The organism is Psychrobacter jeotgali (assembly GCF_904846315.1).
GTDB lineage: Bacteria > Pseudomonadota > Gammaproteobacteria > Pseudomonadales > Moraxellaceae > Psychrobacter > Psychrobacter jeotgali.
Genome location: NZ_CAJHAF010000001.1, coordinates 2,234,362 through 2,248,900, shown reverse-complemented (window position 1 = coordinate 2,248,900; position 14,539 = coordinate 2,234,362). Strand labels below are relative to the sequence as shown.

Annotated in this window: 10 protein-coding genes and 1 tRNA gene; 7 read left to right on the top strand and 4 right to left on the bottom strand. The window is 45.8% G+C overall.

Going from position 1 to position 14,539, the window contains the following annotated elements; translation table 11 throughout:
- Positions 1-76, bottom strand: a tRNA-Ala gene (locus JMX18_RS09265).
- A 307-nt stretch (positions 77-383) separates the two neighbouring features.
- Complete coding sequence (gene gltX, locus JMX18_RS09260; protein WP_201588308.1) at positions 384-1,919, bottom strand: glutamate--tRNA ligase; 1,536 nt, start codon at positions 1,917-1,919, stop codon at positions 384-386.
- Between the two features lie 242 nt (positions 1,920-2,161).
- Between gltX and rsmH the strand changes: the two genes are divergently transcribed.
- The 7 genes from rsmH to JMX18_RS09225 all read left to right on the top strand — a co-directional run bounded on the left by rsmH (position 2,162) and on the right by JMX18_RS09225 (position 11,709).
- A complete protein-coding gene (gene rsmH, locus JMX18_RS09255) occupies positions 2,162-3,304 on the top strand; it encodes a 16S rRNA (cytosine(1402)-N(4))-methyltransferase RsmH (protein WP_227674620.1) in 1,143 nt (380 codons plus the stop codon).
- A gap of 240 nt (positions 3,305-3,544) precedes the next feature.
- Positions 3,545-3,985: a cell division protein FtsL gene (gene ftsL, locus JMX18_RS09250; RefSeq protein ID WP_201587125.1), complete on the top strand. Its 441-nt coding sequence runs from the start codon at positions 3,545-3,547 to the stop codon at positions 3,983-3,985.
- Positions 3,982-6,081, top strand: coding sequence for a peptidoglycan D,D-transpeptidase FtsI family protein (locus JMX18_RS09245; protein WP_201587123.1), 2,100 nt, complete (start codon positions 3,982-3,984; stop codon positions 6,079-6,081). The genes ftsL and JMX18_RS09245 overlap by 4 nt, the downstream gene beginning before the upstream one ends.
- A gap of 54 nt (positions 6,082-6,135) precedes the next feature.
- Positions 6,136-7,878 (top strand): UDP-N-acetylmuramoyl-L-alanyl-D-glutamate--2,6-diaminopimelate ligase, encoded by a 1,743-nt coding sequence (locus tag JMX18_RS09240; protein ID WP_406947353.1) that lies wholly within the window; start codon positions 6,136-6,138, stop codon positions 7,876-7,878.
- Between the two features lie 144 nt (positions 7,879-8,022).
- On the top strand, positions 8,023-9,489 hold the full coding sequence (locus tag JMX18_RS09235) for a UDP-N-acetylmuramoyl-tripeptide--D-alanyl-D-alanine ligase (protein ID WP_201587121.1): 1,467 nt from the start codon (positions 8,023-8,025) through the stop codon (positions 9,487-9,489).
- A gap of 3 nt (positions 9,490-9,492) precedes the next feature.
- The gene (mraY, locus tag JMX18_RS09230; protein WP_201587113.1) at positions 9,493-10,611 is read left to right on the top strand and encodes a phospho-N-acetylmuramoyl-pentapeptide-transferase; all 1,119 of its coding nucleotides are present in this window, start codon (positions 9,493-9,495) and stop codon (positions 10,609-10,611) included.
- 126 nt (positions 10,612-10,737) lie between these two features.
- Positions 10,738-11,709 carry a putative RNA methyltransferase gene (locus JMX18_RS09225; protein WP_201587111.1) on the top strand — a complete coding sequence of 324 codons (972 nt, stop codon included), beginning with the start codon at positions 10,738-10,740 and terminating at the stop codon, positions 11,707-11,709.
- 95 nt (positions 11,710-11,804) lie between these two features.
- Here JMX18_RS09225 and JMX18_RS09220 read toward each other — a convergent pair whose 3' ends face one another.
- Both JMX18_RS09220 and JMX18_RS09215 read right to left on the bottom strand, forming a co-directional pair.
- On the bottom strand, positions 11,805-13,328 hold the full coding sequence (locus JMX18_RS09220) for a phospholipase D-like domain-containing protein (protein ID WP_201587109.1): 1,524 nt from the start codon (positions 13,326-13,328) through the stop codon (positions 11,805-11,807).
- A gap of 277 nt (positions 13,329-13,605) precedes the next feature.
- Positions 13,606-14,244: a hypothetical protein gene (locus JMX18_RS09215; protein ID WP_201587107.1), complete on the bottom strand. Its 639-nt coding sequence runs from the start codon at positions 14,242-14,244 to the stop codon at positions 13,606-13,608.
- Positions 14,245-14,539: the final 295 nt, after the last annotated feature.

Sequence of the window (14,539 nt, the reverse complement as noted above, 5' to 3'; positions counted from 1 at the left end):
TGGTGGAGCTAAACGGAGTCGAACCGTTGACCCCTTGCATGCCATGCAAGTGCTCTACCAACTGAGCTATAGCCCCTCGCTAAGAGTGATGCGTATTTTAGGGAACCCTCAAGGTATTGTCAACAGCTATTTTCACAAAATGGCAATAAATAGGTTAAAAAGTGAATTAAAAGTAAAAATAAAGTAGATTAGCTAAAATGTTTCCTATTTTATCGGTGAATACGGATAAAAAACGTGGGTGTTGCTATAGTTGAGTCACTTTAAAAGCGTTACCGTTCAGCAGTACATTTGAATCTGCATAACAGTTTTGCTTTCACCTAACTATACCGCACCACCCACGCTACTTTACATTTCTAGATTTACGCATTAGCTATTTTAAAAGCTTACTCATCAATGTCAGCTAGAAAGTCGGGCAAATCTGCTGCCGTCTTCTCTAATTTTTTCAGCTTTTTCTTACCGAGTCCGCCCAATACGTCAACGGCGTGACGCAAACGTATCAAGGTCATGTCCGCCCCAATGATCCACATGGAGTTCATCACTGGCGTGGATGAGGATTTGCCAGCGATAGCGATAAAGAAGGGGGCGATAAAGTCGCGCATCTTGATATCTAGTGCTGCCGATAAACCTTTGATAGTGGCGTAAATATTTTCTTCCGTCCACTCCGGTAGGGTTTCTAGCGACCATATGGCCAGTTGTAGCATCTCCATCACTTGTTCAGGGGTTAGAGTCTTATGAGTAAAGTCATCGCTGCTGATATCGGGTAGGTTTTGGAAATAAAATCCGCCCCAATTGATGGCATCAGAGAGCAGCTCGATACGTGGCTGAATTGCGGCTGCCATCGCCGTTAGCTTGTCGCTATCATTCGCCCAATCGAGTATTTTATTTTTAAGTTGCTCTGGGGTCAGCTCGCGTAACCATTCGGCATTGAGCCAATTAAGCTTTTCGATATCGAAAATAGGCCCACCTAGAGACACCCGATGGATATCAAAGCTGGCTATCATTTCATCCAAAGTGAACTTTTCGGCTTCATCAGGCATAGAGTAGCCCATACGGCCTAGATAGTTCAGCAGCGCCTCCGGCAACACCCCAGCATCACGGTAATAGGTGATAGAAGTTGGGTTTTTACGCTTAGACAACTTGGACTTATCAGGGTTACGCAGTAGTGGCATGTGGCAAAGTACTGGCATCTCCCAACCAAAATATTCATAAAGCAATTGATGCTTGGGGGCAGAGTTGAGCCACTCTTCGCCGCGCATCACGTGGCTGATCTCCATCAAGTGGTCATCGACAACGTTTGCTAAATGGTAAGTGGGCAAGCCATCGGTCTTGAGTAGAACCTGCATATCGACCTGCTCCCACGGAATCTCAACCGTACCCCGTAGCATATCCTCAACCCGGCAAGTTCCTGTGGTCGGAACGCGCATCCGGATCACATGTGGTTTGCCGTCGCTTGCCATTTTTTCACTTTCAGCAGCGGGTAGATGAGCGCAGCTACCGTCATAGCGCGGGGTTTCGCCGCGTGCCATTTGCTCTTTACGCATAGTATCGAGCTCTTCAGAGGTACAAAAGCAGCGAAAAGCGTGGTCAGCGTCTAACAACTGCTGGGCGTGCTGTTTATAGATATCCGCGCGCTCGCTTTGACGATAAGGCGCATGCGGGCCGCCGACATCAGGACCCTCCGCCCAATCAAGACCGACCCAGCGCAGGGCATCTAAAATCATTTGTTCAGATTGCTCAGTTGAGCGGCTTTGGTCAGTATCTTCAATACGTAAAATAAACTCGCCACCATTTGATTTAGCAAAAGCCAAATTAAACAGCGCAATATAGGCGGTACCTACATGAGGGAAGCCGGTAGGAGAGGGAGCGATACGGGTGCGCACCGGACGATTGGTGCTAGCAGAAGTCGGTTGGGTCGACATTTTTGTCATAGGAGCCTCAGAAAATATTTGGAGTTGAAAAGTGTTATCAATTAAGTAGGTAGATAGCGTAAAATATAGCGCTAGTATAGCAGGGATGCAGAATATTTTTAACGAAAAGGCGTTCTAGCGCTTGACTACAGTGTTATCCTTGCGATAATAACGCTAGACAAGCCATAACTTGTTTATTTTCATCCATTTTTTATTATTAATGGCCTAATTGGTCGTCATTTATTGAGTTATTTGTGTCCCTACCACCGTCTAAGTCAAATTCTAAACCAAACCCTTTATCTGCCGCCGATGAGAGAATCGGCTCGGCTTCAATGGAAGCTGCCCCGTACTCAACGGCTCAACAGAGCTCAGAGTTAGATATAAAGTTAACAACACAGCCCGTTTTAAAGACAGAGTCAGAACCAGAGACTTTAAGCTTTGAACACGATGCTGTGCTGCTACCAGAAACCGTTGCCGCCGTATTGGGTGTCAAATCATTGCCTAACGCTAGTAATAATAAAAAAGCTACGGGTATCTATGTCGATGCTACCTTTGGCCGTGGTGGTCATAGCCGTTTGCTATTGTCTCAGCTAGCCAATGATGCGCAGCTCATTGTCTTTGATAAAGACCCGACCGCTATCGCCGTCGCTCATGAGCTGGCAAGCGTGGATAGCCGAGTAAAGGTCGTTCATGATAGCTTTGCCAATCTGACTGTTAGCTTAGCCGCCATGGGCATTAGCCAAGTTGATGGCTTGATGGCAGATTTGGGCGTATCATCGCCGCAAATTGATGATGGCAGTCGCGGCTTTAGCTTTATGCGTGATGGCGCCGTCGATATGCGCATGGATACCAGCCGCGGGCAGTCGGTCGCCGAATGGCTTGAATATGTCGACGATGAAACTTTGGCTAATGTACTCTATGAGTTCGGCGAGGAGCGTCACAGTCGCCGTATCGCCCGAGCTATCAAGCAGATGGACAGCTACGACTCTACGCTTGAGCTGGCAGAAGTGATTAAAGTGGCGCACCCTAATTGGCAAAAGGGCAAGCATCCAGCGACGCAAAGCTTTCAGGCTATGCGCATTTTTATTAATAATGAGCTGGGCGATGTCGATAGCTTTTTGCAGCAAAGTATCCCGATATTAAAGGCTGGTGGACAGCTTGCGGTCATTAGCTTTCACTCATTAGAAGATCGGCGTATCAAGCAGTTTTTGCAGCGTCATAGTAAAGGTCAGTATCCCGAAGATGAGCAACTGCCTATGCCGCCTAAGCGCCCGCGCTATTTTAGTAAACCCAAACGTATTGGCCCTAGTAAAGCAGAGATTGCTAATAATCCACGCGCCCGCAGTGCTTGGTTACGAGTGGCTGCCCGTACGGATGAGGCGTTTATGTTCGAATAACTACGCCACTGTTAAAAAGCTGTAAAGATTAGCTGCTAGGCTCATCAAATGTTTTTTAAGTGGTGATTAATAACTATTTTGGTCAAAATGAGCTTAATTATAAAAAAATATCGTTACAAGCATCGTTACTATGAAAAATTCTGATGAAATACTGCCACCCTGTTGGATAAGCATTGATAATTAAATAACCTTGTTATTTATCTTATCGTTTATATTTTAAGTTTAACTTTTGAGAGCGTCATGGCAATATCTGACCAACCTACCAACCGTCGCAATACAAAATCACCAGCTCAGCCTGATGTTGGTGAATTATTTGCCAAGCGCTTTAACGTCGTTAGTATCTACGTAGTAGTATTGCTGCTGCTGGCCGCTACTATCGTCTGGAGCGGTATCAAAACGGCCGAAAGTGTACAGCAATATCATCAGGATTATAAAACCTTGCAAGATATGAAGAAACAACAGCGCAAACTACAAGTTGAACACCAGCGTTTACTTATTGAGCAGCAGACTTTCAGTGCTACGCCGCAGATAGCCAGCCGCGCTGTCGCTGAGCTTGGTATGTATTCGCCAACTTTGAAAGATAAGCTGATCATTCAGCCCGGTGCGCCAGTAGCTATCGCTGCTACGGCCACGGCTACCGAGCCTGTAGCAAAGACTACTACTGAGGAGGCTGGTCAATGAGTAATAAAAAGCCAGCGAGCCCCAAAGGTAAAGATGACGCCAATAACAAAAAAGCAGCAAGCGGCAAAGTTATTAAGCCCTTACGCCGAGCCAGCACTGCCAAATCTGCTAATAAAAATGCCGATAAGGCGTCGGGTGCAAAAAACAAAGCTAAAGATCGCTCAGCTAAGCTATTCGGACGTCTAAAAAACCATGAAACTGAAGGCGCTTATACCAGTGTCAAAAACCGTAAAAAAGCCATTTTTAATAAAGCGTCTGGTGCTTCTTCACGTGGTGGTTTTGAGTATGATAAAAATCGCTTTCGGATGATTTGGGGCTTGGCGCTGATTATGCTTGCGCTGCTTATCGGTCGAGCCTATTACATACAAGTAGCTAATGCTAAGTTTTATCAAGATAAAGGTGACGAGCTGATTACCAGTGTACGCACGCAAACCTCGTATCGCGGTATGATTACTGATCGTAATCAGCTGCCACTTGCGGTTAGTGCTCCGCTAGCGACGGTTTCTTTTAGCCCGCACGATTATGCCCAAGAATACTACGAGCTTAATCGTATCAGAATTGAAAATCCTGATCAGCCGCAACTACAAGCTCGGGTAAAAAAGCGCCTTGAGAATATGGATCTGACTATTTTGGCAGCGGCAGCTAATATCCCAGTCGCAGAGTTAAAAAAAGCGGCAGCTATTGATGACAGTATTGATTTTACTAATGAAGAGGTAGTCAAAGCGGCTCTACCTTCAGGCCCGGGATCGCACTATCTACCCCTACTTAATAAAGTCACTCCTGAAATTGCCCAAAGTGTCAGCTCGCTTAACTTTCCTGGAGTTTACGAGAAAAACTTCTTCCAGCGCTATTATCCGCAGCCGCAGCCCAACTCTCAACTACTAGGCTTTATGGGGCAAAATGCTAATGATCCCGAGGGCGGTTATGAAGGGCGTGCAGGAATTGAGCGTCAGTTCGAAAAAATATTAGCAGGGGAAGATGGTAAGGTTCTAATCCTAAAAGATGCCAGACAAAATAGCTTAAAAGAGATCAAGCAGCTAGAGCCTGAAGTGCCCGGTCAAGATGTAGCCTTGACCATTGATTCACGCTTGCAGTATTTGCTCTATAAGGAGCTAGAAAAGGCAGGGCGTTTACAACAAGCCCGTTGGTCAACCGGTATGATTGTGGATGTACAGACCGGTGAGGTGTTGGCGTTATCAACTTGGCCGTCATTTAACTCCAACAATCTTAATGAGATGACCGGCGAGAATCAGCGTAACCGCGCCCTACTTGATGTGTTTGAGCCCGGCTCGGTGATGAAGCCTTTTACCGTAGCGGCGGCTTTAGATTCTGGAAAATATACTGCAAACTCGCTGATCGATACCAATCCGGGCTCCATTCGGGTGCGCGGCTATACTATTCGTGATCACAATAATCTCGGTACGATTAATATGGCAACGCTGTTACAGAAGTCCAGTAACGTCGCCTCTACCAAGATTGCTTTGTCATTACCGCCGGATGCCATCACCAATATGCAAAAACAATTTGGCTTTGGTAGTAAGACCCCGTTACAGTTCCCGGGTGAGGGTAGTGGGCTGGTGGTTACTCCCAAAGAGAAAGAAACCGCTCGTCGTGCGACGGTCAGTTATGGCTATGGTCTACAAGTGACATTAGCACAGGTTGCGCAGGCTTATGCAGCGCTAGGTGCAGGCGGGGTCATGCATCCCTTAACCTTGATCAAAACCGACAAGCCTCTGCCTAGTAAACGCATTATGGCGCGTGAGCAAGCCATGTCTATTGTACAGATGTTGGAGGCGGTCACCGAGCCAGGCGGTACCGCAAAAGCTGCCGCTATTGACGGTTACCGGGTGGCAGGCAAGACTGGTACTTCGCGCCGTATCAATCCTGATGGCGGTTATTATAGCGATCAATACCGTAACGTCTTTGCGGGGATGGCACCCGCGTCTAACCCAAGATTGGTCGGGGTGATGTTAATCGAAGACCCTCGTAGCCAGATTTATGCCGGTTTAACAGTAGCGCCAGTCTTTCATAATGTGATGAAAGAAGCGCTACGTTTATATAATGTGCCACTGGATAAACCCCTGAAAACAGAATAAGCCCCATTTAATATAGTGGTTAACCATGGCTCTTTTTACACGTCTAGGATTAATATGACTACCACCTCTGAAAGCATGATAACTTTGCAACAGCTTATCGACAATAATGCCGCTAGCGGTACCACTATAGCAGCGGCATTATTACAGAGGACAGGTATAGAACAGACGAATCCGAGCAATAAAGATATTGATTCAGTGCTCAATATTCCCTTTGAGCAACTGCGGTTAGATAGCCGTCAAGTTAATGCTAACGATGTGTTTGTATTGCTCAAGAGTCAGGTGCCCAATTGTCAAAAAAGCCGTGATTATCTCTACCAAGCCGCAAACCATGCGGCCTTTATCTTATCGGAGATGGATCCATTAGCGCTGCTAACTATTGGTCATATCCCGCCCCATGTAAATATTACCCTCAATGACGATGACAATAGTAATGAGGATAACGATAATAATGGGCTGTCGATTGATGCCCAATCTAATTTAAAACCTGACCCGCAACAGCAGCTCGCCGCATTACCTTGCCCGGTAGTTTATGTGCCTAATATTCGTGACTTTCTGGGAGCGTTGATACAAGCACGTTTGCAGGCGCAGCAGCCAGCTAAATTGCCGTCTATCGTTGCAGTAACAGGCACCAATGGCAAGACCACTATCACCCAGCTGGTGGCGCAATTAACTCAGTTAGCAGGTATGAGTAGTGCGGTGATGGGCACCGCTGGTAATGGCAGGCTGGGAGCACTAGTTCAAGCTCGTCATACTACCGGTGATGCGCTCGCCGTGCAGCAGTTTTTATATCAAATGGGCACAGAGCGTGCTGATATATTAGCGCTTGAGGCCAGCTCCCACGGGCTTGACCAGCAGCGCTTGCAAAGTGCGCCGATCAAAGTAGCGGTTTATACCAATTTAAGCCGTGATCATCTAGATTATCATGCGGATATGAACGATTATGTCGCCGCCAAAGCCAAACTTTTCGATAAAGCCTATTTTCCTAGTCTGACCCACGCTATCATCAATAGCGATGATGAATATGCCCAAGTGATGCTAGATACCGCTCAAGCGAGCGGCTTGATAGTTTGGACTTATAGCTTGCAAGCGGGTAGTGAGGCCACTTTTGTCGCAACTAGCATTAGCCCCAGCCTTGAAGGGGTAGAAATTACTTTGCGCAGTCAATCTGCTGGCAGTAATTCAGAAACTATTGATATTGTCAGTCCGTTATTAGGCCGCTTTAACGTGGCTAACTTACTAGCGGCAATCGGCGCCAGCGTGGCGCGTGGCATTGACATCAAGCGCATTGCGGAGGTGATACCGCAGCTACAAGGCGCTATCGGGCGTATGCAGCGCGTTGCCTCAAATGATGGCTGCTTTATCGTCGATTATGCCCATACGCCAGACGCTTTGACCCAAGTGCTTGATAGCCTTAGGACGCACTGTAACGGGCAGTTATGGGCGGTGTTTGGTTGCGGCGGCGATCGTGATGCCGGCAAGCGGCCGTTGATGGCGCAGGCGGGACTGGCTGGCGCCGACCAAGTCGTATTGACGGCTGATAATCCTCGCACCGAAGATCCCAAGGCTATCTTGCAAGATATGCAAGCGGGCATGAGCCCTGAGCAATACCAGCGTAGTTATATCGAACCGGCGCGGCAAAAAGCCATTGAATATGCGGTAAATCAGGCTGGGGCTGATGATATTGTGGTTATCGCTGGCAAAGGTCACGAAACCTATCAAGAGATCAATAACGTCCGTTATGACTTTGATGACAGCGTGGTTTTACAAAACGCATTACAACAAGCTAATCGTGCCTAGCGGCTCTATTAAAGCATCCAATAAATAATCAACTTAATAAATAACTTAATAAATAATACCTTTTTCCAAAAATAAAAATAGTCAAGCAAGCAAGGCTAATTCATTTTTGAGCTGGGTAACAACAGTCATTATAAAGGCAAATCTATGACCGCTGACAATAATACCATCCAGTCACAGGGACTCTATGTTTGGCAAGCAGATAACCTGCTTGCAGCGACCGAAGCGCTTGATAGTCGCTGGCAAGCGGCTCAAGCGACGGAGGCAGGGCAACAAGTACAAGCTGAAGCTGATATTACTTTTGATATTGCTGTAACCAGTAATCGCATTGCTACCGATACCCGTACTATCAAAACCGGCGATATCTTTTTGGCACTAAGCGGTGATAATTTTGACGGTCATGATTATATCAATGTGGCGGCTAGCCAAGGCGCCATTGCGGCTATCGTGTCACGGCCAATCTCAACCAGTATTCCGCAATTGGTTGTCAGCGATACACGCTTAGCACTGGGTCAACTGGGCGCTTATCGTCGCCAGCAGCATCAAGATTTGACCGTTATTGCTATCACCGGCTCTAGCGGCAAGACTACCTGTAAAGAGATGCTGGGTAGTATTTTTGGACGCCTAGCGCCTACCTTGATTACTCGTGGCAACTTAAATAATGACTTAGGCGTGCCTATGATGCTGCTGGAGTTATCCGACCATCATCGCTATGCTATTTTAGAATTAGGTGCCAACCATATCGGCGAGATTGCTTATACCACTGAGCTGGTTCGTCCCGATGTCGCTTGTATTTTGAACATTGGTACCGCTCATTTGGGCGAGTTTGGTAGCCGTGAAGGTATTTGCCAGACCAAAGCGGAGATTTTTCATACCTTAAATGATGAGCAGTTTGCGATTGTTCCTGATAAAGACGATTTTACCAATCAATTGCGCCGAATTGCAGAACAGCATACCTCGCACGTGATAGGTTTTGGTAATACTGATGTGAGTGCCAGTCATCTCGATGTGGAGCCCGAGCGTAGTGAGTTTAAGCTGCATATCGGCAGCCATGTTCATGATATCAATCTGCCGCTGGCAGGTGAGCATAACGTCAATAATGCCTTGGCTGCTGCTGCCTGTGCTTATGCACTAAATATCGATATTGATGATATTGTTACCGGTCTTGAGAATGCTCGTCCGGCTAAAGGTCGTCTCAATAGTCAAATGCTAGGCATGCACCGCCTCATTGACGATACTTATAATGCCAACCCGCACTCTGTAAGGGCGGCGGCAAAAGTGTTGGCGGCGCAAACCGGTACGCAGGTCATGGTGCTGGGCGATATCGCTGAGCTTGGCGCCGCGGCGGTGAGTGAGCATCAAAGTTTAGGGCGCTCTATTAGCGCCGCTGGTATTGATATGCTGCTTTGTGTGGGCGAGTTTGCTACTTATAGTGTCGCTGGCGCGCAAGAGGTCGGTACGACGGAAGCGCATGCTTTTGATGATAAAGACAGCTTATTACAATATTTGCAGCAATACTTGCAAGCGCAGCAACAACAGCCTTGTACGGTACTGTTCAAAGGCTCTCGTTCCATGCAAATGGAATCCCTTATTCATACGCTAATCGAGGAGTAAGCGGTGTTAGTTTGGTTATTTGGCTGGCTTAGTCAGTACTATACGCCGTTTTCTGCGGTATCTTCATTAACGCTACGAGCGCTGCTGGCAGTGGTTACGGCGTTGGCATTTAGTTTATTCTTTGGCAAGCGGGTCATTCAGCATTTGCGCACGCTTAAATACGGGCAAGCCATTCGTAACGATGGGCCCCAAACGCATTTGGTGAAAACCGGCACCCCAACCATGGGCGGGGTATTAATTTTAAGCTCCATTGGGGTTTCGACCTTACTGTGGGCGCGTCTGACTAATCCGTATGTTTGGATTTTGCTTATTGTCATGATCATTTTTGGGGCCGTAGGCTGGACTGACGATTGGCTAAAGATAAAATACAAAGATCCCAAAGGCTTAATTGCACGCAAGAAGTATTTTTGGTTATCGATGGGGGCGTTGTTCGTTGGAGTTTCTTTATACTACATCTCCACCTTGCAGCCTGATATAGAAACCACTTATGCGATGCAGGATTTGTTATTGCCGGTGTTTAAAGATTGGGTCATCCCGTTCTCGCTAGTACCGTTCGGTCTTGGTTTTATTATCTTTACTTACTTTGTTATCAATGGCGCTTCGAATGCGGTCAATTTGACCGATGGCTTAGATGGTTTGGCTATTTTACCAGTAGTATTGGTGGCTGCGGGTCTCGGCGTCATGACCTATGTGTCAGGCGATCTTATATTTTCCGACTATTTGCATGTGCCTTACATTGCCTATAATTCTGAGGTCATTATCGTTTGCGGCGCTATGATTGGTGCCGGCCTCGGATTCTTATGGTTCAACGCCCACCCAGCAGAAGTGTTTATGGGTGACGTCGGCGCCTTGGCATTAGGAGCGATGCTAGGAACGATTGCAGTGATGTCGCGGCAAGAGATTGCTTTTGCGATTATGGGCGGTTTGTTTGTGGCGGAGGCTTTATCAGTAATGCTGCAAGTGGGCTCGTATAAACTACGCAAAAAGCGAGTTTTTCGCATGGCGCCCCTGCATCACCATTTTGAAGAAATTGGCTGGAAAGAAACTAAAGTGGTGGTGCGCTTTTGGATTATCGCTATTGTGCTGGTGATATTAGGTCTTATGACCTTAAAGCTACGTTAAAATTTGGCACTTTAAGCTTATATTTCAGCCATAAAAAGCTATCTTAATAGTCAGGTTAAGGTAGCTTTTTTCGCTTAACGCCTCTGTCTTTTGTTAAAATACCCATTATATTTATATCACTGTGAGATGCTCGTGTCCTTGTTTGTTTGCCCGCTTTGCCAATCTCCATTGCATCCTGCACCCGATACGTGGCGCTGTGATGGTAGCCTCAATCCTAAGCAGATAGCGCATCCATTCGATGTGGCGCGTCAAGGCTACGTTAATCTATTGCCCGTCCAGCAAAAGAAGTCCAAAGCGCCGGGTGATAGTCAAGAGTCTATTACCGCCCGTCAACGCTTCTTAGCGGCGGGTCATTATCAACCACTGCAAGCGCTTATTTGTGAGCAGATGGATAAGCTGTTGGTAGAGTATCGAGCTAGCCTCAATAAAAGCACCGAAAATAAAAATAGCTCAACGGTGCGCTGGTTAGATATTGGCTGCGGCGAGGGCTACTATACACAGGCAATGGCGCCCCTAAGAATCGATACCTTGATAGCCGCTGATATCAGTAAACCTGCACTCGTCGAGCTTGCTAAAACCAGCAAAGCGGCTAATCGGCTTTGGTATCAGAAGGCTAAAGAGGTTAAGCCAGAAGACAAACAGACCGCTGCTATTTATCCCTTGGTGACCAGCGCTGCGCATCTGCCATTACGTGCTAATAGTATGATGGGTGTTAGTAGTATCTTTAGTCCGATATTGCCAGAGGCGTTTAATGAGATTTTGCAAGAGAGCGGCTACTTAGTCATTGCTAAGCCCGATGTTGGCCATTTAGCCCGTATTCGTGAAGCCTTATTTGATGAAGTGCGAGAGCATGACTCTGACAAGTTTTTGCCGACTTTAGCGCCTTATTTTAAGCTAATAGAGACTCAGCATATCAGTACTTTATTGAGCTTGTCGGCACCAGATTTGGCTGATTTATTAACCATGACACCCTATGCTTACCGCGCTCGCAGTGAGAAACGTCAAGCCCTGCTAGCAATGGCTGAAGGTATGCCATTTAACACCGAAGCCAAGTTTGTGGTTTATGTTCTACAAAAAATAGTAAGCCTTAATACCTAATTTAGACTCTAACTTAATAGCTTTCTTAATAAATGGCTAACATGACTAACATGACTAACATGGATAAATAGTAACTATCTAACCAAACCATTGAGCTATAAAACTGGTCCCATAGTAGCGACGACATTATTCCAAACTCTATATGCTAATGGCCAATCTTCGACATCCTCAAGTTGAATCTCATCAGAGTCAGCAATATATTGATATTGGCGTTCAATAATCTTGCTACTTAAAGCTTTATCGCTGAAGACCACGTTGTTCTCGTAATTTAAATCAAAGCTGCGTAGATCTAAGTTACTGGAGCCAATAAGACTGATTTCACCGTCAACGGTCAAGGTTTTGGCATGCAGCAAGCCCGGTTTATACTCATAAACCTTTATCCCAGCCTTTAATAATTGCCAATAATAGCTGTGGCTAGTCGCTGCCACAATAAGCGAATCATTATGTTTGGGGAAAATCATCGTCACTTCAACCCCGCGATAAGCAGTAGCGCATAGCACGCTGATTAGCGAGTAATCAGGTACAAAATAAGGGGTCGAGATAATTAGAGTATGCTGGGCTTGGCTAATAAGCGCACCCAAGAACTGCGGGGTTGTACCTTGACGCTGAGTCGGGCCATCGACAAATATCTGGGCTGCAAAGCCTTCTAATTTTGATTTTTCTAGCTTTAATTCTTCTAGTTTTAATTGCTCTGAATTTATCAGCTCGTTTGGGTGCGTATCTGCCTTTAAAGCTTTAGCCGGCCCAGTAAAATAAGGGAAGCTATCAAAGGGTGTCTCTGGATTTTTGGTGAGCCAGTCGCTGGCAAATAGCATTTGATTTTGAGCGACTACTGGCCCCTCCATGCGCATCATGATATCTACCCAAGGCGCGTATTTAGGCTTTACTCGGAACTCAGGATCGGCACAGTTGCGACTACCAAAGTAACCAATCTTGCCGTCTATTACAGTGATTTTGCGGTGATTACGCAGGTCAATTCGGCTAAATAGCATGACCTTGATGATATTACGAATGGGCAGGGCAACACTGACCTCTACGCCCGCTGCCTCCATCTCCTTCCATAGCTTAGAGCGTACTAGCTTACGCGAACCCATCCCATCAACCATCGCTCGGCAAGTTACTCCGCGCTTTGCTGCTCGCATCAATGCTTGAGCGGTATCAATACCCATGCCGTCGATAAGCCAGATATAATATAGGACATGAATATGATCTGTGGCGGCATCAAAGTCGGCAATCATGCGCTTTTGAGTCTCAGCGGCATCGGCCATCAATTCAGCGCGATTGCCCAAGGTGGTATGGTAACCAGTGACGTTAGCTGAATAAGCAAAAGCGGCCTGATATTCAGGTTTTATGGCTGCCAATGCTGCATCGCTACCCAATACTTCTGGGTTATGGCTATGGAGTTTTTCAATAATCTTTTTATATTCACGCTCAAAATTGCGTCCCAGATGAATTTCACCAAACATCCAATAGACCAGTAACCCCAAATAAGGCAATATAAATAACACCACCAACCAAGCTAGACGAGCAGGTGAAGTTAGATTGTTACGAGCGAGCACTCGCAGTGATACCAGTAGTAATAATATGAAGTGAATGGTTAAAAAGATATCCAGCAGCATAAGCGCAGTCCGATCTTGTTATCGTTATTATTTATAAGCAAACCGTATTTACTATACATGAATTCTAAAAGATATTGGTATAGGGTTGGCAAACCCCGTTATATCCAAAAATGCTTATTAATTTATTAAATTATCAGTTTATTAAAAATCTTGATCAGAAAGCTTTAATACTCTCATAAAAACCAAAAAAGCGCATCAGCATTAAACTGATACGCTTTAAGTGACTTGAGAGCCTTAAAGATTAGAGTCTTAAAGGTTAATACCTATAAAGCTAACCTTAGTTTTGACCTTGATTCATCATACGACCGCCTTGGTTCATATATTGAGACTGCATTTGCTGCAGTTTTTGACGCTGTTCAGGAGTCAATACTTGCATAATAGCATTGTGGTTTTGGGTGCGATTACCACGGTTATTTTGTCTAATAGCCTGTATCTTAGCTTGCTGGTCGGCCGTTAAGTTTAGCTGAGACCATGGACCCTGATTCATCATGCGGCCACCTTGACCCTGATTCATCATGCGGCCACCTTGACTCTGATTCATCATACGACCACCTTGACCTTGACTCATATGATGACCACCACGTCCTTGATTCATCATACGACCGCCTTGGCTCATACGCTGTGCCTGCATTTGCTGCACTTGTTGGCGCTGTGCAGTGGTTAATATTTGCATCATAGCTTCATGATTTTGGGCACGATTACCACGGTTATTTTGTCTAATGGCTTGCATTTGCGCTTGTTGGGTAGCGGTTAAATTGAGCTCGGACATCATGTTCTGTCTTTGTGCCTGCATCTGTCCTTGTGGCATGGTTTTGTAGCGTGGCGTATTATCTGTCGCAGCACCAACGTTAGCACAGGCGGTAAGGGCAAATAGGCTTGATACGGCTACTACAGAACCCAATACTAAATTTCTCATAATATTCTCCATAAGTTACTTTAATTTTATTTATTAGCTCAAAAGTTAAGTTTTAATATGAGAGCTAATAGTTTCGATATGATTGACATCAGAGGCTGTTAAAGGCCTTACGCGATGTGGATGTCTCTATAGTAGAACAAATGGAGGTTAAGAACATTAAGGAAACATTAAGAAAGGTAACGATTGCCCTTCAAACGTATATTACTACCCAATCTAGTAAGTCTATGTCACAGCTGTACATAACTCCAATACGCTCACTTGGAGCGGCGCTATACTACTGCTCAATAACTGATGA